At 62.8% G+C, this 21,652-nt stretch carries 16 protein-coding genes and 2 pseudogenes; 12 read left to right on the top strand and 6 right to left on the bottom strand.

Annotated elements, in window-relative coordinates:
- Positions 1 to 19: 19 nt before the first annotated feature.
- Together P6U24_RS30600 and mgtA are read right to left on the bottom strand one after the other, a co-directional pair.
- Positions 20 to 862 (bottom strand): universal stress protein, encoded by an 843-nt coding sequence (locus tag P6U24_RS30600; RefSeq protein WP_407156146.1) that lies wholly within the window; start codon positions 860 to 862, stop codon positions 20 to 22.
- 99 nt (positions 863 to 961) lie between these two features.
- Complete coding sequence (gene mgtA, locus P6U24_RS30595; RefSeq protein ID WP_407156145.1) at positions 962 to 3,517, bottom strand: magnesium-translocating P-type ATPase; 2,556 nt, start codon at positions 3,515 to 3,517, stop codon at positions 962 to 964.
- 223 nt (positions 3,518 to 3,740) lie between these two features.
- On the opposite strand from mgtA, the pseudogene P6U24_RS30590 reads away from it, so the two are divergent.
- Positions 3,741 to 5,530 (top strand): annotated as a pseudogene (locus tag P6U24_RS30590) (PHA/PHB synthase family protein).
- Positions 5,531 to 5,534: 4 nt separating this feature from the next.
- On the opposite strand, the gene P6U24_RS30585 reads toward P6U24_RS30590, so the two are convergent.
- From P6U24_RS30585 to P6U24_RS30575, 3 genes are read right to left on the bottom strand one after another with little or no spacing between them, the layout of a single operon-like run.
- The gene (locus P6U24_RS30585) at positions 5,535 to 5,792 is read right to left on the bottom strand and encodes a hypothetical protein (protein ID WP_407156144.1); all 258 of its coding nucleotides are present in this window, start codon (positions 5,790 to 5,792) and stop codon (positions 5,535 to 5,537) included.
- Between the two features lie 50 nt (positions 5,793 to 5,842).
- Positions 5,843 to 7,420, bottom strand: coding sequence for an AAA family ATPase (locus tag P6U24_RS30580; RefSeq protein WP_407156143.1), 1,578 nt, complete (start codon positions 7,418 to 7,420; stop codon positions 5,843 to 5,845).
- Positions 7,417 to 8,400: a zinc-dependent alcohol dehydrogenase family protein gene (locus P6U24_RS30575; RefSeq protein ID WP_407156142.1), complete on the bottom strand. Its 984-nt coding sequence runs from the start codon at positions 8,398 to 8,400 to the stop codon at positions 7,417 to 7,419. Before P6U24_RS30575 ends, P6U24_RS30580 begins: the two co-directional genes overlap by 4 nt.
- Before the next feature lie 163 nt (positions 8,401 to 8,563).
- On the opposite strand from P6U24_RS30575, the gene P6U24_RS30570 reads away from it, so the two are divergent.
- The 6 genes and pseudogenes from P6U24_RS30570 to P6U24_RS30545 all read left to right on the top strand — a co-directional run bounded on the left by P6U24_RS30570 (position 8,564) and on the right by P6U24_RS30545 (position 16,041).
- Positions 8,564 to 9,022, top strand: a complete 459-nt coding sequence (locus P6U24_RS30570) for an HPP family protein (RefSeq protein WP_407156141.1) — start codon at positions 8,564 to 8,566, stop codon at positions 9,020 to 9,022.
- A complete protein-coding gene (locus P6U24_RS30565; RefSeq protein ID WP_407156140.1) occupies positions 9,022 to 11,748 on the top strand; it encodes a GNAT family N-acetyltransferase in 2,727 nt (908 codons plus the stop codon). The genes P6U24_RS30570 and P6U24_RS30565 overlap by 1 nt, the downstream gene beginning before the upstream one ends.
- A gap of 95 nt (positions 11,749 to 11,843) precedes the next feature.
- Positions 11,844 to 12,950: an MlaE family lipid ABC transporter permease subunit gene (locus tag P6U24_RS30560; RefSeq protein WP_407156139.1), complete on the top strand. Its 1,107-nt coding sequence runs from the start codon at positions 11,844 to 11,846 to the stop codon at positions 12,948 to 12,950.
- A 2-nt stretch (positions 12,951 to 12,952) separates the two neighbouring features.
- A complete protein-coding gene (locus P6U24_RS30555; RefSeq protein ID WP_407156138.1) occupies positions 12,953 to 13,696 on the top strand; it encodes an ABC transporter ATP-binding protein in 744 nt (247 codons plus the stop codon).
- A 14-nt stretch (positions 13,697 to 13,710) separates the two neighbouring features.
- On the top strand, positions 13,711 to 14,817 hold the full coding sequence (locus P6U24_RS30550) for an ABC-type transport auxiliary lipoprotein family protein (RefSeq protein ID WP_407156137.1): 1,107 nt from the start codon (positions 13,711 to 13,713) through the stop codon (positions 14,815 to 14,817).
- Positions 14,818 to 14,904: 87 nt separating this feature from the next.
- Positions 14,905 to 16,041: pseudogene (locus P6U24_RS30545) on the top strand (OpgC domain-containing protein).
- Between the two features lie 32 nt (positions 16,042 to 16,073).
- Here the strand turns inward: P6U24_RS30545 and P6U24_RS30540 are convergent.
- Positions 16,074 to 16,973 (bottom strand): DUF2189 domain-containing protein, encoded by a 900-nt coding sequence (locus P6U24_RS30540; RefSeq protein WP_407156136.1) that lies wholly within the window; start codon positions 16,971 to 16,973, stop codon positions 16,074 to 16,076.
- Between P6U24_RS30540 and P6U24_RS30535 the strand changes: the two genes are divergently transcribed.
- The 5 genes from P6U24_RS30535 (at position 16,972) to P6U24_RS30515 (ending at position 21,645) form a co-directional block, all read left to right on the top strand.
- Positions 16,972 to 17,334: a hypothetical protein gene (locus tag P6U24_RS30535; RefSeq protein WP_407156135.1), complete on the top strand. Its 363-nt coding sequence runs from the start codon at positions 16,972 to 16,974 to the stop codon at positions 17,332 to 17,334. The two genes, P6U24_RS30540 and P6U24_RS30535, sit on opposite strands and share 2 nt — an antisense overlap.
- Positions 17,335 to 17,524: 190 nt before the next feature.
- Positions 17,525 to 18,358: a cytochrome c oxidase subunit II gene (locus P6U24_RS30530; protein ID WP_407160648.1), complete on the top strand. Its 834-nt coding sequence runs from the start codon at positions 17,525 to 17,527 to the stop codon at positions 18,356 to 18,358.
- A gap of 72 nt (positions 18,359 to 18,430) precedes the next feature.
- A complete protein-coding gene (locus P6U24_RS30525; protein ID WP_407156134.1) occupies positions 18,431 to 20,206 on the top strand; it encodes a cbb3-type cytochrome c oxidase subunit I in 1,776 nt (591 codons plus the stop codon).
- The gene (locus P6U24_RS30520) at positions 20,203 to 20,907 is read left to right on the top strand and encodes a cytochrome c oxidase subunit 3 (protein WP_407156133.1); all 705 of its coding nucleotides are present in this window, start codon (positions 20,203 to 20,205) and stop codon (positions 20,905 to 20,907) included. The genes P6U24_RS30525 and P6U24_RS30520 overlap by 4 nt, the downstream gene beginning before the upstream one ends.
- Before the next feature lie 15 nt (positions 20,908 to 20,922).
- Positions 20,923 to 21,645: a heme-copper oxidase subunit III family protein gene (locus P6U24_RS30515; RefSeq protein WP_407156132.1), complete on the top strand. Its 723-nt coding sequence runs from the start codon at positions 20,923 to 20,925 to the stop codon at positions 21,643 to 21,645.
- The last annotated feature ends 7 nt before the right edge of the window (positions 21,646 to 21,652 follow it).

Raw genomic sequence — 21,652 nt, 5'->3', positions numbered from 1 at the left:
GGACTGCCTCGTTGCATCGTCAGTGCGACATCAGGGTCGGCACCGTCATGCTGCGGAACATCTCGCGGGTGACGCCGCCAAGGATCGTTTCCTGCAGGCGCGAATGGCCGTAGCCGCCCATCACCAACAGATCGAGGTCCTCGTCGGCAGCGAGCGACAGAATGGCTGATTGAATATTTGCTCGGTCGACGTCGAGAGAGATTGCCTTGCTTGGCAATCCGACGCGGGCAAGATAATCGCCCAGCCGCTGCTGCGAAGCCTCCTCCGGAACGGTGCCGCTTTCGTTCATGGAGATCGTCGTCAGCGCGTCTGCCTGATAGAGGAACGGCATGGCGTCCCGCAATGCCCGCGCCGCGGCCCGGCTGCCGTCCCAGCAGATGCCGACGCGCGCCGCACAGAAGGCGCCGTGAAATGTGTAGGGGATGACGAGGACGGGGCCGCCGCTCCGAAGCAGGAGCTCTTGCGGGATCCGATTGTCGAAGGTGCCATGCTTCGACTCGGGCTGCGACACGACGGTCAGGCCGTGCACGCGAGCCATCGGTCCGAGCATCGAAGCGACCTCGGCAAACGTGCCCGTGACTGGCCGGCAACGGAAAGAAATGCCGGCGCCCTTGGCCTCGACCGAGAAAGCGTTCAATGCCACGTTGGCGCGTTCCATGGCAAGCTCATGGTCGGCTTCGTAGATCGTCGGGGCGGCTGCGCTTGCATCGATGCCGACCGGGCAGACCGAATAGGTTTCTTCATAGCCTGCGGCGACCGCGTCGACGTGAGCATCGCAGGAGAGCGCGAGCGATACCGAGGCGTCTATTGCCGCTCGGGCGGGCCGCTCCGTCGGAACATGAACCAGAAGATTCCTATACATGATCGCTCTCCGTGCAGGCTCGGTCCGGAGAAAACCACGCAATGGCCGCCAGAGCCTTGACCCACGTCAATCGAGCCGTCCGGCTTCCGCTATCCGTCTCTAGCTTCGGTGGGAAGGGCAGCGCGAAAGGGCGACGTGTTTGGCGATTTCGGCCGCAGCCAGGTAGGCCACCGTAATGGCGATGATTGTTCCGATCAGCGGGGTAGAAAGCGCGGCAAACCCGAACAGCGGAGCGACGGGACCGAGCGCGATGAACACGCTCATCGCCAGCGCACCGAGCGACGTCGTAACCAGAATGCGGTGCGGAGGGCGCGCGCGCCAGGGAAGCCGACGCGAGCGGATCAGAAAGATCACAAGGATTTGCGTGGTGATGGACTCGATGAACCATCCGGCCTGGAAGTGCGATGCATCCGCGTCGAAGGCCTTTAGCAGCACCGCGAACGTGATGGCGTCGAACAGCGAGGAGACAGCTCCCATGATGACCGTGAAGCGCAGGATGTCGTGCATGTTCCAGGCTTGCGGACGGGCGACATCTTCAGTGTCGACTTCGTCGAAAGGAATGCCGATCTCTGAAAGATCATAAAGCAGATTGTTGAGAAGGATCTGCAGGGGCAATAGCGGCAGGAAGGGAAGCACGATCGAAGCCAAGGCCATCGAAAGCATGTTGCCGAAGTTTGAGCTCGTTCCCATGCGGACGTATTTGAGAATGTTGCCGAAGGTTCGCCGTCCCTCGCTGACACCTGCTGCGAGCACGGATAGATCGGGCGCCAGCAGGATCATGTCGGCTGCAGCGCGCGCCACCTCGGTCGCGCCGGTGACCGAGATGCCGACATGGGCGGCGTGCAGCGCCGGTGCGTCGTTGACGCCATCCCCCATGCAGCCGACCACATGATTGCGCTTCTGCAGCGCCAGGATGATGCGCCGCTTTTGATCCGGATCGACCCGCGCGAACAGATCGACCTCGCTCACGCGCGCCGCCAAGGCGATGTCGGAGAGCTCCTCGATGTCTGCGCCGGTCAGGATTCGCGATGTCGGCAGGCCGACGGAGCCGGCAATATGCGCGACCACGGCGGCGTGATCGCCCGAGATGATCTTGGTCTTCACGCCGAGCGAGGTCAGGCCGCGCAGCGCCTCCGCGGCATCTGTTTTCGGGGGATCGGCGAAGACACAGAAGCCGACCAGCGTGAGCTCGGCCTCGTCCGCGATCTTGACGCTCGTTTGCGCCGGCGGCATCGATTTGACGGCAATGGCAAGCAGGCGGAATCCCTGCCGTGAATAGCTGTCCTGGATCGCGGCGAGTCGATCGCGCCACGCCTGATCGAGCGGATCAGCGCGTCCGTTGGACTCGACGGCGACAGCGCGAGCCAGGATCGACTCCGGCGCGCCCTTCACGATGAGCCATTTTTGGCTTTCGTGCGCCACCAGCACCGAGAGGCAGCGCCGCTCGAAATCGAACGGCACCTCGGCGATGCGGGTCCAATCGCTCGCCGGACCGGGTCCGGCCATTAGGATCGCATCATCGAGCGGGCTGCGGACGCCGGCCTGAAAAGTGCTGTTGACACGGGCCAGGCTGAGAACGCGTTCGCTGTGATGCCCTTCCGGATCGACATGGGCCGCAAGCGTGATCTTCGCTTCCGTGAGCGTGCCCGTCTTGTCCACGCACAGCGTGTCCATGGCGCCGAGGTCGTGGATCGCGGACAACCGCTTCACGATGACCTTACGCGCCGCCATTCGTTGAGCGCCGCGCGCCAGCGTGACCGTCATGACCATCGGCAGCAGTTCGGGCGTCAGGCCGACCGCAAGCGCGACCGCGAACAGAAACGACTCCATCGCCGGCCTGTGTGCGGCGAGATGGGCCAGCAGAACGAAGAGGGTGAGGAACAGCGTCAGGCGCAGGATCAGCAGGCCCAGCCGCCTGGCGCCCTCTTCCAGTGCGGTTGGCGGCATGTTGGCGGCGAGCGCGGAGGCGATCGCGCCGAAGCGTGTATGGGCGTCGGTCGTCACGATCAGCATCGTGCCGCTGCCACCGACCACGCTGGTGCCGGCGAACAGGGCGTTGCTCGCCTCGGCAGGCGAGGTTGCGGAGCAGGGCGCAGCGCTCTTGAGGGCCGGAAACGGCTCGCCCGTCATCAGCGCCTCGTTGACCTGCAATTCGGCGGCTTCGAGCACGACTCCATCGGCAGGCACCAGGTCTCCGGTGCGCAATCGCACGATGTCGCCAGGCACGAGCGCCAGCGTGCGTACCTCCGCGAGCCTGCCGTCCCGCAATGCGTCAGCCTCGATGGCAACCGACTCCTGCAAGGCCGCGGCTGTCAGCTCGGCGCGGTGCTCCTGGACGATGTCGAGCGTCAACGACATCGTGACCACGGTGACAATGATGACGAAGCTGCCGAGATCTCCGCTGATGCCGGAGACGGCCGCGGCGATCACCAGCATCGCAACAAGCGGATTGAGAATGCGGTGCAGGAGCTTGCGGAAAATCGAGCGGCTCTCGGAAGCCTCCATCCGGTTTAGTCCAAACAGTCCCAGCCGCCGCTCCGCCTCCGTGCTCGACAACCCATTCAGGACGGCATCGAGAGCCGAGAGAAGCGACTGCGGCGACCGGCGCCAGAAGTCGGCAGTCAGGGCACCGGCAGTCGCTCGGAGATCGGCCATGGAGTCGCTCGTGAGGGGAGGTGGCTCGGTCCAGCAGCGGTAAGCCAAAACTTGCACAGCCGTTTGACGCAGCTCAATGGTCCGGGGCGGCGGGGCGCTACTGTCCGCTCTGACAATCGCTTGAAACCAGCGGCCATACTGAAGCGAATGTCGGAGCCAGCGCACTCGGCTGGAGCAGGAGGAGAATGCCATGCCGACTTCCGCATCGACACCTCGCGTGCCTATGCTCGTGCCTCGGTTGGACGAGCCGTCGTCTCCTCTTCCACCTCCCGCACCAGCACGCCCCGAGCCCGGTCATTCTGCCGCCTACAATGTGATCGACCGGTCATTCCATGCTGCCCTGGCGCGCTGGACTGGCGGCCTGTCCCCGGCGGCGGTCGCGCTTGCATTCGCTGACTGGCAGCTTCACCTCATGGCGGCGCCGGGGAAACAGCTTGCGCTGGCCGCCGAAGCGTTCACGCATGCGCTTCAATTCGCCGAAGCGTGCGTGCCGAGGCATCCAGGCTTCGAACCATGGAGCCTGATCAAGCCGGCGGCCCAGGACCATCGCTTTGTTGAAGCGGATTGGGAGCTACCCGCCTTCAACATACTGGCGCAATGGTTCCTGCTAATCGAGCAATGGCTGCACTCCGCGAGCACCGATGTCAGCGGTCTGTCACGCCCCAATTCGGCGGTCGTCGATTTCACGTTGCGCCAGCTGCTCGACACCGTGGCGCCATCGAACTTTCTGACAAATCCGGAAGTTCTGCGCGCCGTCATAGAAAGCGGCGGCGGCAATTTCATCTCCGGCCTGCACAACTGGTTCGAGGACTTGACGACGCTCGCGACCAGGGGCGGCTGAACAGCGAAAGCAATTTCGTGGTCGGCAAGGACGTCGCCGTGACTAAGGGCAAGATCGTCTATCGCAATGATCTGATCGAGCTCATTCAATATGCGCCTGCAACTCCGGTGGTCCATCCCGAACCGGTCCTTATCGTGCCTGCATGGATCATGAAGTACTATATCCTCGATCTCTCGCCGCACAATTCGATGGTGCGCTTCCTGGTCGAGAATGGCTTTACCGTCTTCATGATCTCCTGGAAGAATCCGACATCCGACGACCGCGAGCTCGGCCTGGAGGACTATCGGCGACTGGGAGTCGACGCCGCTATTGCGGCCATCAATGAAATCGTGCCCGGCCGATCGATCCATGCTACGGGCTACTGTCTCGGCGGCACATTGCTGTCGATCGCAGCCGCACAATTGAGCCGCGTGCGCCCTGATTGCCTTCGCACGGTGACGCTGCTCGCCGCCCAAACCGACTTCACCGAGGCGGGCGAGTTGACGTTGTTCATCAATGAGAGTCAGGTCACGTTTCTCGAGGACATGATGTGGAAACGCGGTGTGCTCGACACGACGCAGATGGCAGGCGCCTTCCAGTTGCTCAGGTCGAACGATCTGATCTGGTCGCGCATGGTGCGGGATTATTTGATGGGTGCGCGCGAGCCGCTCAGCGATCTCATGTCATGGAACGCGGACGCCACGCGCATGCCATACCGCATGCAGTCGGACTATCTGCGGCAATTGTTCTTGAATAACGATCTTGCGGAAGGCCGTTACACGGCCGAAGGGAAGCCGGTCGCGCTATCCGACCTGCGTGCGCCGATGTTTGTCGTCGGCACCGCGCGCGATCACGTCGCGCCGTGGAAATCGACCTACAAGATCCACTTCCTGGCCGATGCCGATGTTACCTTTGTCCTGGCGAGCGGAGGACATAATGCCGGCATCGTTGCTGCGCCCGATGAAGAGGGACGTAGCTACCGGGCCCTCGCCAGAAAAGCTCACGACCCTTATATCGGTCCGGACGAGTGGCTCAAGCGAGCGCCGGAGCAGCAGGGATCGTGGTGGCCCGAGTGGACCCGCTTCCTGGCAGCGCATTCGGGCCCGCCTGTGGTGCCTCCATCAGCCGGCGGATCTCGACAGAGCGGGGCAGCGCAGGCGGACGCGCCGGGCTCCTACGTTCTGCAGCGATGATCTCTCATTGTGATCGAGATGTTTTGGCCGAGCGAGGTCGCCAGAGATACGCCGCCAGCACGATCGAAAAGACGACCGCGAGTTCGGCCGATATCCAGGCAGTGGCCGTGATCAGGAACGCGGCCTGGCGGTGCCATGACACGATGCCCGTCTCGCGCACGGCGTCCGGGACAACGTCCGGAAACATCAATTGGGCCGATACGAACAAGCTGGCGGCCAGGGCAGCGCATGCGATGATGATGAAGATCAGCTTTCTGCTCATCGGCTAGCTCCATGATTGCTGTCGAGCCTGCCATGGAGCCCGGGGCGAGACTATTCCGTATCTTTCCTTAAACACGCGTCCGGACGGGTCCGGTCACCAAGCAGATGAGCGGCGCTTCGCTGCAGCGTTTCGTCTGTCGATCCCGACGCGTCGATCAGCGGCCAGCCGACTTGTCCGAGCGCATAGTGTTCCTGCTGAGCGGCGACATCGCGCGTGGCATCGGAAGCGTCGCCGCGGCGGGAGGCTATGCGGGACAAGCGGATGGCCAGATCTGCGGTCAGAAAGACCGGGCGGAACGTGGCGGGCCAGTCGCGGGCCTCTCGATCGAGCGCATCACGCTCTGCTTCACGCAGGAATGCTGCGTCGAGGATTGCAGAAAACCCCTGTTTCGTGATCTGACGTCCGCGCTCGAACATCGTCCGGTAGACGCGTTGGGTGACGTCTGCCTGGTAAGCTTCCTTGGGCAGCGCGGTCAGCGGATCGACGCCGAACAGCTCTTTGCGGATGACGTCGCTGCGAATGATGATGGCGCCCGGCGCCGGCTGCAACAAGCCGGCAATGTCGCGCGCCAAGGCGCTCTTGCCTGTCCCGGACATTCCCCCGATCGCGACGATCGAGGGCCGCGACGGCGTGATCAGCCGCAGCGCCAGCTCGAAATAGGATTTCGCCTCGGTTGCTACCGTAACGTCGGTGGCCTGCTCGCATTTCGTGAATAGCACGTGAGCGCGGATCGCCGCCCGGATCGAGAGAAACAACGACAACAGCCGCATCGCATCGCTGTGATCGCGCCAATTTGGCTCCAGGTAGCGGTTCAGCAGACGGTTCGCTGCGCGATGCGATCCGAAATGGATCAGGTCCATGAGCGGGAAAGCGAGATCATAGAGCACGTCCGTGGTCGCTATCGCAGGATCGAACTCGATCGCGTCGAACAGCACTGGTTGCTCGCCGATCAGGACGACATTGCCGAGATGCGCATCGCCGTGGCAGCGCCGCACCCATCCTGCCGCGGCGCGCTGTCGCAAAGTGGGCTGGCACTCTGCCAGCCATTGCTGGCTCAGGGCGTGCAGCCGCTCGACCGTATCGCTTTCGAGCGACGACTGGGTACGAAACTTCTCGGTGTTGCGATCGATCAGAGTGGCGATGGAGGCGAGCCATGCAGCGCCGTCGGACGTCTCTGCCGCCTTGTGTGAACTGCGAAGCACATCGGCGAGCGCCTCACCGAGCTCCGGCGTGACGGCGCCACGGGCGGCGAGATGGTCGAGAGTCCTGCTTTCATCAAAGCGCGCCATCTCGACGGCCCATTCGATCGCAGGTCCGGTGCCATCGATCTCCAGCCCTTGCGCACCCCTGGTGATCGGAACGACGCGCCGGTAGATCTGGGGGGCATAGCGCCTGTTGACCACGAGCTCGTCCTGGCAGGCCTGCCTGCGCTTGGCGAGCGACGAATAGTCGAGAAAGGGCAGACGGACAGCACGCTTGATCTTCAGGACACGATCCGGCTCGAGAAAAACCACAGAAATATGAGTATCCACCCGCTTCGCGACGCCGTGACGGACGCGCTCATCCATGAAGGCAAGCACCGCACCTTGATCGGCCTCGCGATCATCGATCCGTCCCGGTCTGATCATGGCCGGAGCACCGCCGCGCCCACCAGCCGGCCCTCACGCAGCCGCGCCAGCGCTTCGTTCGCCTGATCGAGCGGAAACACAGTGGTGTGGGTCTGGATGTTGGTCCGGGATACAGTGTTGAGGAAATCGATGCCGTCCCGGCGAGTCAGATTGGCAACGGAGAGGATCTGTCGCTCGCCCCAGAGAATGCTGTAGGGGAAGGCGGGAATGTCCGACATATGGATGCCGGCGCAGACCACCCGGCCCCCCTTGCGCACCGCGCGCAAGGCCAGCGGCACCAGCGCTCCGACCGGCGCGTAGATGATCGCGGCATCGAGCTCGACCGGCGGCCGATCTTCCGATGCGCCGGCCCATTCCGCACCCAAAGAGCGAGCAAGCGACTGAGCCTGCTCGTCGCCTTTGCGGGTAAACGCATAGATCGATCGCCCTTGCCACCGGGCGACCTGCGCGACGATGTGTCCAGCAGCGCCAAATCCGTAGATGCCGAGATGCTTGCCCTCGCCCGCCATGACCAGCGACCGCCAGCCGATCAGCCCTGCGCAAAGCAGCGGCGCCAGCGCCGCGTCGTCGCCATGCTCGCCGAGCGGGAAGCAGTATCTGGCGTCAGCAACGATGTGACTGGCGAAACCGCCGTCGCGCGTATAGCCGGTGAATTGTGGCCGGTCGCAGAGATTCTCCTTGTCCATGCGGCAGTAAGGGCACACGCCGCAGGTCGAGCCAAGCCAGGGAATGCCAATGCGGGTTCCCAATGACGGCTCTGTGACGCCCGAACCCAGCTCGTCGACGCGGCCGACAACCTCGTGACCGGGGATGATCGGATAATGCAGATCGGGCAGCTCGCCGTCGACGACATGCAGATCGGTCCGGCAGACGCCACATGCGCCGATCTTGACCCGAACTTCACCCGGTCCCGGAACCGGATCAGGCCGCTCTTGAAACACAAGAGGCGCGCCGCGCGCTGCGAGCACCATGGCGTACATGACAAGTCACCCGATTATGCCCTCGCTTATGCTCCGCCAGATATTCATTCCCTGGGTTGATCCTGGTCAACCTTCATTTCCGCGCCCTGCATAAGGATACACTTGAGAAGTTGATCCCGTCGCTTCGCAAATGAGGCGGTGCGCTCGGACGCGGAGAATGGTCATGTATGAATTTCTCGAGGAAACCGTCGCGAGCAACATGGTGAGCAGGGTGAGGAGTGTGACGCCGCATACCACCGTCGCGGATCTCTATCGCCTGTTTGCCGTCGATGGTTTCAATGCCTACCCGGTGGTCAGGGACGGCCTGTTGATCGGCGTCGTATCGAAGACGGATGCGTTGAAGGTCTTTGCATTCACACAGGCGCAGCTGCTTCCGCATTATGCGGACGGCATGGCCGCGACCGTCGAGCAGATCATGTCGAGCGATGTTGTCACCGTCGATCCGGCAACCAGACTGCAGCGTGTGCTGCAGCTCATGGTGGAGCATCGTATCAGAAGCATTCCGGTCGTCGATGAGCAGCGAAAGCTGCTCGGCATCATTGCGCGCGAGGATGTCATGCGTGCGATGGAACGATCCGCCGTGCGTCAGTTTCCGGGCGCGCTTCCCTTCGAGGATGCGTAGTGTCGACGTTCGGCCTGGAGCGGACGCTGATGCCGCGCAGCATTGCGGTCGTCGGAGCCAGCCCGCGCGCATCGTCGCTTGGCAAATTCATCAGGCGCAATCTGGAGAAGGCCGGCTTTGCCGGCGAGGTCGGCATCGTCAATCCCAACTACGCGTCGATCGACGGCGAGCCGGTGCACCCCGATATCGCATCGCTGCCGTTCGTGCCTGATCTGGTCGTGATCACCGCGCCGGCTGCCGCAATCCCTGATATCATCGCGCAGGCCGGCGCGCGCGGAGCCGCGGGAGCCGTCATCATCTCGTCCGGCCTCGGTCACGGCGAGGGATCCATTGCCGCCGCCGTCCTGGATGCCGCCCGCGCGCATGGTGTTCGTATCATCGGGCCAAACTGCCTCGGCATCATGTTCCCCGCGCTGGGGCTGAATGCCAGCTTTGCCGCCCGCCATCCCGCCCTCGGTTCGCTGGCGCTGATCGCGCAATCGGGTGCGATTGCGGCCGCAATGGTTGATTGGGGCGCGGAAAAATCCATCGGCTTCTCCGGTGTCGTTTCGGTCGGCGACCAGCTCGATGTCGATGTTGCAGATCTTCTGGATTATTTCGCGCTTGATCACCGGACGCGCGCGATTCTCCTTTATGTCGAGTCCGTCAAGGACGCTCGCAAGTTCATGTCCGCCGCCCGGGCCGCGGCGCGCGTCAAGCCGGTCGTGGTCGTCAAATCCGGGCGGATGCCGCAGGGCGCGAAGGCCGCGGCCACGCACACCGGCGCCCTGGCGGGATCGGATGCAGTCTATGATGCGGCGTTCCGGCGGGCAGGGCTGCTACGCGTTTTCGATCTGCGCGAGTTGTTTGACTGCGCCGAACTGCTCGGCCGGCCCGGCTGCCCGCCCCGCGGCAGGAATCTGGCGATTCTGACAAACGGCGGCGGGCTCGGAATCCTTGCCGTCGATCGCCTTGCGGAACTCGGCGGCAGGGCGGCTGCGCTCCGCAATGAGGTGACCGCGCGGCTCGATGCCGTGTTGCCGCCGATCTGGTCGCGGACCAACCCGATCGACATTGCCGGTGATGCCGACCAGATACGTTATGTCGCGGCTCTCGACATCCTGCTCGGCGACCGCGACAGCGATGCGATCCTGGTGATGAACGTGGAGACGGCGGTCGCGCCGGCGACAGACATTGCCGAAGCCGTTGCCGGCCGCGTGAGCGAGCATCGCGAACGCAACGGGCTGCTGAGCAAGCCCGTGCTGGCCACCTGGGCGGGAACCGACCGGACCGTGGCGCCGATCTTCGACAAGGCGCAGATTCCTCACTTTCAGACCGAGGACGATGCGGTGCGGGCCTTCACCTATCTGGTGCGGCACCGCGAAGCGACGGACGCATTGATGGCGACCCCCTTGAATGTGTCATCCTTGTTCACGCCGGCCGTTGGTGCAGCCAGAAAGATCGTTCAGGGCGCATTGAAGGACAATCGGGCCTGGCTCGATCCGATCGAAATCGCCGGCTTGTTTACGGCCTATTCGATTCCGATCGTGCCCACATTGGCTGCGCGCAACGCCGAGGATGCTGTCGCAAGGGCAGAGCCGTTCCTCGCCCAGGGCCAAGACGTTGCGGTGAAAATCCTCTCCCGCGATATTTCTCATAAGTCGGATGTCGGCGGCGTCATGCTTGGCCTTGCCACCAGGGATGAGGTTCGTGCTGCCGCCAGAGCGGTCATCGGGCGAGCCATGCGGGCGCAGCCAAACGCGCGTATCGACGGCGTGGTGATTCAGCCGATGATCGTGCGTCGGTCCGCCCGTGAATTGATCCTTGGCATTGCCGACGACCCCACCTTTGGCCCGGTCGTGGCTTTCGGCCGTGGTGGCACTGCCGTCGAAATCGTCCGCGACAAGGCTTTGGCGCTGCCGCCGCTCGATCTGAATTTGGCGCGTGATCTCGTCGGCCGAAGCGAAATTGCGAGGCTCCTGGCTGCCTATCGCGACGTTCCGGCCGTGCCGGCCGATGCCATCCCACTGACGCTCGTGAAATTGTCGCGGATCGCGTCCGACCTTCCGGAAATCCATGAGCTCGATATCAACCCGCTGCTTGCGGATGAGAGCGGCGTAGTGGCACTGGACGCGCGCGTTGCCATCCGACCGCCGGCCAGGATGTTTGCCGGCCAGACGCGGCTTGCGATCCGGCCATACCCGACGCAATGGGAACGACGGCTGCAGTTGAAGGGCGGCTGGAGGGTTGATGTGCGCCCCATGCGACCGGAGGACGAGCCGGCTGTCATCGCACTTCTGCGCAAGGTCTCCCCAGAAGACCTCAGGCTGCGCTTCCTGCATCCGATCAAGGAGTTTCCACACCCGTTCGTCGCACGGCTGACGCAACTCGATTATGCGCGGGCGATGGCCTTCGTGGCGATCGATCCTGGAACCGGCGAAGTGATCGGGATCGTGCGGCTGCACTCGGATTCGCACTACGAGAAGGCTGAATACGCCATTCTGCTTCGCAGTGACTTGAAGGGACGGGGGCTCGGCTGGGAGCTGATGCAGCTGCTGATCGATTACGCGCGCGCGGAAGGATTGACGTCTCTGTTCGGTGAAGTGTCGAACGAGAACACCACGATGCTCACCATGTGTCGCGAACTGGGCTTCGACGTGACAAGCAATTCCCGAGAGCCGGGTATTTCCACCGTGTCGCTCAACCTTGCGCCGGCGGATGGCGAACCGTCTCGACACCGTGGTTGAACCGCGTGGTGGCCAGGCGGACGTGACACAGGCCTTTGCGTTACGTCAAGGACAAGCGGCCTGCTCACGCTAGCGTGCTTCGCATGGAGCTTCGCTTGACCGACACACCGACGTTGCAGGCCGCAGCCGGCGATCCCCGCGTCCTTGCCCCCGGCGGCGCCTGGACGGTTGCGCATGTGGAGACGCTGGAGCGGCTCTGCAGCGACGTCCGGCATCAGGCGCCACAGGCCATCGATCTCAGCGACGTTACTGCGATGGATACCGTCGGGGCCTGGCTGTTTGAGAAGCTTGCGCGTCATGGCGCTGGGCCGGCGGAGGCCAGCTTCGTCGGGGTGCCCGACTCCTACTCAGGACTGCTGCGCGAGGTCCGGGAGCTGAACAGGCAGACGCCGGTCATCGGGCGCGCCAGACCCTTTGCCAAATGGCTGGACGAGCAGGCGCGCAGCTTCGCCGACGATGCCGCGTCATTCCTGGATATGCTGGGTGCGCTCGGCCTCGCGCTGCTGCGCACGCTCCGCCATCCCGCCTCGTTCCGCTTCATACCGACGGTTTACCAACTCGGCCGGGTCGGCTGGCAGGCGATTCCGATCATGGCGCTGATCACCTTCCTGATCGGCGCCATCATCGCCCAACAGGGGATCTTTCACTTCCGCAAATTCGGCGCCGATTCCTATGTCGTCGATCTCGTCGCGATTCTGGTCCTGCGCGAGATCGGCGTGCTGATCGTCGCGATCATGGTCGCGGGGCGTTCGGGCAGCGCTTACACGGCCGAGCTCGGCTCCATGAAGATGCGCGAGGAGGTCGACGCGCTGGTCACGATGGGCGTCGACCCGATCTCGGTGCTCGTCCTCCCCCGGGTTGCAGCGCTGGTGATCGCACTGCCGATCCTCACCTTCCTGGGATCGATGGCCGCGCTCCATGGCGGCGGCCTGGTCGCCTGGCTCTATGGCGGCATGAGCCCGGTGATCTTCATCGCGCGGTTGCGCGAGGCCGTCTCGGTGAATAGCTTCGAGGTCGGCATGTTGAAGGCGCCCTTCATGGCGCTCGTCATCGGCGTGGTGGCAGCCTGCGAGGGCTTCCGGGTCAAAGGCAGCGCCGAGTCTCTTGGCTTGCAGACGACGTCGTCCGTGGTGAAGTCGATCTTCCTCGTGATCGTGCTCGACGGGCTGTTCGCCGTCTTCTTTGCATCGATCGGAATGTAGCGATGGCTCCGGATTCGTTGGCCATCTGTATCCGCGATCTCGTCGTCGGATTCGGCCCGCACGTGGTGATCGATCACCTCTCGCTCGACATTCGCAAAGGAGAGATTCTTGGTCTCGTCGGTGCCTCCGGTGGCGGCAAGTCCGTCCTGATGCGCACCCTGATCGGGCTGCTGCCGAAGCGCAGCGGAGCGATCGAGTTTCCGCAAGCCGTGAACGGGAGCGGGATGCGACGCGGCGTGCTGTTTCAGCAGGGCGCTTTGTTCTCGGCGCTGAACGCCCGTCAGAACGTCCAGTTCCCGCTCCGGGAGGCGGCGCGCCTGTCGCCGGCCTTGCTCGATGAGGTCGCCAACGCCAAGCTCGAAATGGTGGGCCTCTCCGCCGCCGATGGTGACAAGTTTCCATCCGAGCTTTCCGGCGGCATGACCAAGCGCGTTGCGCTGGCGCGCGCGCTCGCGCTCGATCCGCCGTTACTGTTCCTGGACGAGCCGACCTCTGGTCTCGATCCGATTGCCGCGGGTGAATTCGACGCGTTGATCAAGACGCTGCAGGCCACGCTCGGCTTCACCGTCTTCATGATCACCCATGACCTCAATTCCCTGGCGGCGATCTGCAATCGCGTCGCGGCGCTGGCCGATGGCAGGATCGCGGCGATCGGACCACTGCGGGCGGTGCTGGAGTCCGATCACCCCTGGGTGAGGGCCTACTTCCACGGCGCTCGTGCCCAGATGCTCCACCTCGAGGCCTGAGCAAAGGACAGATCATGGAAACACGCGCACCCACCATCGTCGTCGGCGCTTTCGTGCTGGCCGGGATCGTCGCCGTGTTCGGCTTCGTCTACTGGCTCAAGAATGCCGGCGGAATCGGCAAGCGAGAGAGCTACGAGGTCGTTTTCAACGGCCCAGTGCCCGGGCTCCTGGTCGGCGCGGCCGTGCTGTTCAACGGCATTCGCGTCGGGGAGGTCACCTCGCTCGACCTCGTCGCCGATCGGCCGAACAACGTTCATGCCACCATTGCGGTCGCGGAACATACGCCGGTTCGTTCCGACACCAAGGTGGGCCTGGACTTTCAGGGTTTGACCGGCGTGCCGGTGGTTGCGCTTGAGGGCGGGGAAAATGCCGGTGCCCCGCCGGTGCGCGGGCCACTGATCGCCGACAAGGCCGCGGGCCAAAGCATGACGCAGGCCGCGCGCGATGCCTTGCGCAAGGTCGATGCTGTCCTTTCCGAGAACGCCGCGCCGCTGCACGATGCGATCACCAATCTCAGCACCTTCACCGACGGCCTCGCCCGCAACACGCCGAAGCTCGACGGCATCGTGGCCGGGCTGGAGCGCATGACCGGCGGCGGCACGCCGCCGCGCAAGATCACCTATGATCTCAAGGCTGCGGATAAATTCGAGACGCCGCACGGTCCGTTGGTCGCGGGGCTTGCGATCGCCGAGCCGACCGCAACGGCGCGGCTGCAGACTCAGCGTTTTCTGTTCGCGGCCGCCGATGAGCCCGATGGTTTTGTCGATGCGCAATGGAGCGACAATCTGCCGATCCTGGTTCAGGCCAAGCTGCTGCAGAGTTTTGAAAACTACGATATCTCCCATGCCCCGGTTCGGGCGGACAATCTCTCCGAAAGCGGCCTGCGGCTCCTGATCGACCTGCGGCAGTTCGACATTGTGCGTTCGCCGGATTCGCAGGCGGTCATCGCGCTGTCGGCGAAGATCGTCGATGCCGGAGGCAAGCTGAAGGCGGCCCAGATCTTCAAGGAGACGGCGCCGATCAGCGCGGTTTCGCCGGCGGAAGCGACATCGGCCTTCGACAAGGCATTCGATGCCCTGGCGCGCAAGCTCGTCCAGTGGACGGCGGCGACGGCGAGCTAAGACGGCTGGAAACCCGACAGGCGCTGTTGCGAAAAGCCGGGCCGGGCTATGGTCTGACGACCACGACAGAGAAGGAATAACGGCGCGTTGCGGCCGGCCGGTCACGATGGAATTGCAGACCAAGCTGACGTCGAGCGCGATCTTCGCCTGGACGCGTGCCGCGGCGTCGCGCTCTGGTTCGTCTTCATCAATCATATTCCGGGCAATGTCTGCAGCTGGCTGACGCTGAGCCATTACGGCTTTAGTGACACCACCGAGATCTTCATGTTCATCTCCGGTGTGACCTGCGCATTGGCCTACGGCAAGATCCAGCGCAGCCATGGTTGGTGGGCCACCCTCAGCCACACGCTGCGGCGAGGTTGGGACATTTATGTCGCGTTCATCACGCTGATCGTCGCCATCATTGTCGCCGTATACATCAACGGCATTGACGACTTCGCGGATGCGACGAATGTCAGAGTTCTGCTGCAGCAGCCGGCCGCGGCCCTTGCCCACGCCGCTATCCTGCAATATCGGCCGGTCAATACCGACGTTCTGCCGACGTTCATTGTCTTCCGTTTGTTGTTTGCAGGGCTGCTATGGCTACTGGTCAAAAGTCCCGATATCGCTCTGGCGATGTCCTTTCTGCTTTACGTGCTGGTCCATCTGTTCGGTTGGAATCTGCGACAATGGCCGAGCTAGGACTGGTACTTCAATCCGTTCGCCTGGCAATTGCTGGTCGTGCTCGGCGCGTGGTGGGTGGTTGGCGGGCGGAAGCGGCTGAAGCAGCTCGTGACCTCCCCCATGCCGGTGAGTCTTGCTGTTCTTTATCTGCTGTTCGCTCTGTTCGTTGCACTGGGCTGGAGCATCAAGCCGCCCGAGACGATGCTTCCGCGCGCCATTGCCAGCATGATCTATCCGATCGACAAGTCCGATCTCGATCCGTTGCGGCTGGTGCACTTTCTGGCGATCGCCATTCTTGTGGCGCGCTTCGTTCCGGAAAAATGGGAGGGGCTGGCCAATCCGGTGCTTCGTGCCGCCATCCGCTGCGGCGAGAACTCGCTGGAAATCTATTGCGTGGGCGTCCTGCTGTCGCTGGGCGCCCATATGCTGCTGGTGCGGATCTCCGGCGGCGCTGCGGCCCAGATCGTCCTCAGCGCCGTCGGAGTTGTCATGCTGGTCGCCTTTGCGACGTGGTCGACCTGGATCGGCATCGCCAGCCGCCGGCATCCCAAATTGTTTTGAGCGCGCGATCGGGCCGCTCGCTGCTGCTCCGGCTAACGTTCGCGGCTCCACGGAAACAGTGAGGCCGGGAAATCCGCCGCGTAGCGGTGGCCTATCGGTGGGCGGGGCTGTTCTTCTTCCCTGGGATTCGGGTCAGGCTCGACCACCTTCCGATAAAGATGCCAGGTGGCATGACCGAGCACCGGCAGAACGACGGCGAGGCCGACGAAGAACGGCAGTGAACCCGCCGCCAGCAAAGCCGCAACCATCAATCCCCATACACCCATCTCGATCGGGTTTCTCATCACGGCCTGCATCGAGGTGCGGATCGCGTCGATCGCGGTCGCGTGGCGGTCCAGCATCAGTGGAAACGAGACGACGCTGACGCACAGGGCGATCAGGGCAAACAGCAAGCCGACGCCGCAGCCTACGATGATGAGCGACCAACCTTCCGATGTTGTCAATACGCGCCGCGCGAAATCGGGGATGCTGGCGGCTGGAGCATAGTCGAAAATGGTAATGTAGATCGCATCAGCGGCGGCGATCCAGACGCCGAATAGAACGAGAAGGAGAACGCCGAGCTCGAAGATGGCGCCGAAGGACGGTGCGCGCAGCACGCGCATGGCATCCCAGGCTGCTGCTTCTTCGCCGCGCTCGCGACGGCGGCTGAGTTCGTAGAGGCCGAGCGCGGCGAACGGGCCGATCAGGGTGAAACCGGCTGCGAGCGGGAAGAGCAACGGCAGCACCGAATGGCCAAGGACCAATCTGAAGAGGACAAGTCCGAGGACGGGATAAATCACGCACAGCACGATGGCGTGAGTTGGGACGGCTTTGAAGTCTTCCCAGCCCAGGCGCAACGCGTCGACCAGGTCGGAAAGGCTGATCTTGCGAACGACATAGGTGGTAGAGACGCCAAATAATTGCAGTCTGGGCCTTGCGAATACTGTGGCCATGGCTCCGGCCTCCTTGCCGGTGGTTGCAGGAAACGGAGGTGCCCTCGAAAACGGGCGCAACCGTCTCGTGCGCGAAAATCGCGATCGAGCCCGGCAAACCAAGGTCGACGAAAAGGAGCTTTGTCGGGCAACACCTGTCGCGACCGTTGGAGCAAAGTTAGCGCGATGCCGGGCAGAAGCAAAGCGGATTGGGTCTGTGCATCTGCAACAACCTTATGTTGCAACGCATCGTCAGCTGATTGATGCGCGAGGAGCGTTCTGCTGCATGTCGCGGATCGGCCGCGTGCGCCTCGGCCAAGGTAGGAAGCGCGCTTCAACTCTATTGACGCCGGGCGCGACGAATATCATCATTGCTGACTGAACGCTCCCAGTTCCGAAGAGAATGCGTTTGAGATTGCGGTCCTGACGTTCGACCTCCGGTGATGTTCGAAGGTCGTGACCGGAAGAATGGGAAGGCAAAGGCGCTGCGATGGTGAACGAGACGCCATCGCTCTAACGTGAGTTCCGCCCTTCGTTCGTCTCCTGGCCTTGAATGGCAAGGGGGATTAGTTATGGCTGTAGCTATCGTACTGCTGTTGGTTGCAGTTGCCTCGGTGCTGTTTCACCTCTTCAGCCCGTGGTGGTGGACGCCGCTTGCCTCAAACTGGGGCTACATCGACGATACGATCACTCTGACATTCTGGATCACCGGAGCGGTGTTCTCCGCAGTCGTCCTGTTCACGGCCTATTGTGTATTCCGCTTTCGTCACAAGGAGGGACACAGGGCCGAATACAATCCCGAAAACAAGAAGCTGGAATCCTGGCTGACCGTTGCGACAGCAGTCGGCGTCGCCGCCATGTTGGCACCCGGGCTCGTGGTCTGGCATCAGTTCGTCACGGTGCCGGCCGGTGCGACCGAAGTCGAGGTCATGGGACAGCAGTGGCAATGGAGCTACCGGTTGCCTGGCAAGGATGGGCGGCTCGGAACTTCGGATGCGCACATCATCAGCCCCGAAAACCCGATGGGATTGCGTCCCGACGATCCAAACGGACAAGACGACATCGTCGTTCAAAACGACGACTTGCACCTCCCGGTCGGGAAACCCGTGAAGGTGTTGCTCCGCTCGATCGACGTCTTGCATGATTTCTACGTGCCCGAATTCCGCGCGAAGATGGATATGATCCCGGGCTCGGTGACCTACTACTGGTTCACGCCCACCCGCGCCGGAACATTCGATGTGCTCTGTGCGGAGCTCTGCGGCGTCGCACATGCGCAGATGCGGAGCAAGGTCGTCGTCGACGAAGAGAAAGACTATCACGCTTGGCTCGACAAGCAGCGGACGTTCGCCGAGTTGTCAGGGCAGCGCAACGTGACCAAGGCCGCTTACAAGACAGAGAGCAAGTGAACGCTGCGAGGAGCCGCCGCATCTCGTAAAGGTGGACTCCTTACCAAGGCGAAGACCAAGGGGGTAATTCCAATGGTCGATATTCCGCTGGACACAGTCGCAGGCATCCCGCCGGCCGAAGTGGGCGAGGTCGAGCTCTATCATCCGCGAAGCTGGTGGACGAGGTACGTCTTTTCGCAGGATGCCAAGATTATCGCCGTGCAGTATTCGGTCACGGCGATGGCGATCGGAATGGTGGCGCTGGTGCTGTCCTGGCTGATGCGGCTGCAACTCGGATTCCCCGGCACGTTCTCCTTCATCGATGCGAACCAGTATCTGCAGTTCATCACCATGCACGGCATGATCATGGTGGTCTATCTTCTCACCGCGCTCTTTCTGGGAGGCTTTGGCAACTACCTGATCCCGCTGATGGTCGGCGCCCGCGACATGGTGTTCCCCTATGTGAACATGCTGAGCTACTGGGTGTACCTGCTCGCAGTCCTGGTGCTGGCCTCGACCTTCTTTGTGCCGGGCGGCCCCACCGGCGCAGGCTGGACGCTGTACCCGCCGCAGGCGATTCTCTCCGGCACGCCCGGGCAGGATTGGGGCATCATCCTCATGCTGTCCTCCCTGATCCTGTTCATCATCGGCTTCACCATGGGCGGGCTGAACTATGTGGTGACGGTGCTGCAGGGGCGCACGCGCGGCATGACGTTGATGCGCATGCCGCTCACGGTGTGGGGTATCTTCACGGCCACCGTCATGGCGCTGCTCGCCTTCCCGGCGCTGTTCGTGGCCTCGGTCATGCTGCTGCTCGACCGCCTGTTGGGAACCAGCTTCTTCATGCCGACGCTGGTCGAGATGGGTGAGCTGACGAAGTATAGCGGCGGCAGCCCGATCCTGTTCCAGCACCTGTTCTGGTTCTTCGGTCACCCCGAAGTCTACATCGTTGCCTTGCCCGCCTTCGGCATCATTTCCGATCTGATCAGCGTTCACGCGCGAAAGAACATCTTCGGCTATCGCATGATGGTCTGGGCCATCGTCGCAATCGGTGCCCTCAGCTTCATCGTGTGGGCGCACCATATGTATGTGAGCGGCATGCACCCGTATTTCGGGTTCTTCTTCGCCACCACGACGCTCATCATCGCTATTCCGACCGCGATCAAGGTTTACAACTGGGTCCTGACCCTTTGGCGCGGCGACATTCATCTCACCATCCCGATGCTGTTCGCGCTGGCGTTCATCATCACCTTCGTGAACGGGGGCCTCACCGGCCTGTTTCTTGGCAATGTGGTCGTGGACGTTCCGTTGTCGGATACGATGTTCGTTGTCGCTCATTTTCACATGGTGATGGGCATCGCGCCGATCATGGCCGTGTTCGGCGGCATCTATCATTGGTACCCGAAGATCACCGGGCGGATGCTCAACGAGGCGCTTGGACGATTCCACTTCTGGGTGTCGTTCCTTGGAGCCTATGCGATCTTCTTCCCCATGCATTATCTGGGCCTGCTCGGCATGCCCCGCCGTTATCACGACATCGGCGAGACCGCCTTTGTTCCGGCATCTGCCCATGATCTCAATGCATTCATGAGCGTGGCGGCTTTGATCGTCGGCTTTGCGCAGCTCGTGTTCCTGTTCAATCTGGTCTGGAGCCTGTTCAAAGGAAAGGAGGCGGGCGGCAATCCCTGGGGCGCCGCATCATTGGAATGGCAAACGCCGGAAACCCCGCCGGGGCATGGCAATTGGGGCAAGGAGCTGCCGATCGTCTATCGCTGGGCCTATGACTACAGCGTCCCCGGCGCCGCGAGGGATTTCGTGCCGCAAAATGAACCGCCGACCCGCTTGGCGGCGCAAGGGGCCCACCCGTGAGCGCCATTATCCTGTTCATGGCTGGACTAGCGGCGATCGCGGGCTGGTGGCTCTCGCAGCAGCGGCTGACAGCCAAGCCATGGCTGGAGCAAGGCGTGATGGTCGATCATCGCGAGGAGAGCGCCTCATCGCCGCCCGCCGCGAAGATCGGATTGGGTGTTCTACTGGCGGTCGTTGGTTCGTTGTTCGCGCTCTTCATCAGCGCATACTCCATGCGCATGACCATGGCGGACTGGCGAGCACTGCCGATACCAAGGCTGCTGTGGTTTAATACAGCCGTCCTGGTCCTGAGCAGCGTGGCGCTGCTGGGGGCACACATGGCCGCGCGCCGGAACGACATCGCCGGCGTCATCTTCGGTTTGTGCGCAGGCGGAGCATCCGCCACGACATTCCTGATTGGACAGCTTCTGGCGTGGCGTGCGCTGAGCGCTGCGGGGTATTTCCTCGCGTCCAATCCGGCCAACTCGTTCTTCTACCTGATCACCGCTGTGCACGGGCTGCATCTGATGGGCGGTCTGGTGGCCCTCGGCAGAACGACCGCCAAGGTGTGGCATGGCGCGCCGGCGACACAGGTACGGCTGAGCGTGGAGCTCTGCGCCATCTACTGGCACTTCCTGCTGCTCGTTTGGCTGGTTCTGCTCGGACTGCTGACGGGCTGGACAGACAATGTCGTGGAAATCTGCCGCCAGTTGCTGAGCTAGGGAGGCAAGGACGAGATGGCAGAAACGGCGCTGATAAACAATCTGGAGCCGCCGGCGCGGGAAGGAGGTTGGCGAGGCATCGCCGCCGATTGGTCCTCGGATCAGCGCGCCTTCAAGAACGTGTCCTGGGGGAAGGCCATGATGTGGATCTTCCTCCTCAGCGATACCTTCATTTTCAGTTGCTTTCTGCTCTCCTACATGACGGCGCGAATGTCCACGACCGTGCCGTGGCCCAATCCCAGCGAGGTCTTCGCCCTGAGGATCGGGGACAAGGAGATCCCGCTCATTCTGATCGCCATCATGACCTTCATCCTGATCAGCAGCAGCGGGACGATGGCGATGGCCGTCAATTTCGGCTACCGCCGCGACCGCGTGAAGACCGCGGCCTTGATGTTCGCCACGGCGGCATTCGGCGCAACGTTCGTCGGAATGCAGGCCTTCGAATGGACCAAGCTGATCATGGAAGGCGTTCGGCCCTGGGGCAATCCCTGGGGGGCGGCGCAGTTCGGCGCAAGCTTCTTCATGATCACCGGCTTCCACGGCACCCACGTCACGATCGGCGTGATCTTCCTGATCGCGATTGCGCGAAAGGTCCTTCGGGGAGATTTCGACGTCGGACGGCGCGGCTTTTTCACAAGCCGGACGGGGCATTACGAAATCGTCGAAATCACCGGCCTGTACTGGCACTTCGTCGATCTCGTCTGGGTGTTCATCTTTGCGCTTTTCTATCTTTGGTGAGGTCGCA

Origin of the sequence: Bradyrhizobium sp. STM 3557 (assembly GCF_045571465.1) — a bacterium.
Classification (GTDB): Bacteria; Pseudomonadota; Alphaproteobacteria; order Rhizobiales; family Xanthobacteraceae; genus Bradyrhizobium.
Note: the sequence above shows the minus strand (reverse complement) of the source record. Positions and strands in the feature narration are given on the sequence as shown.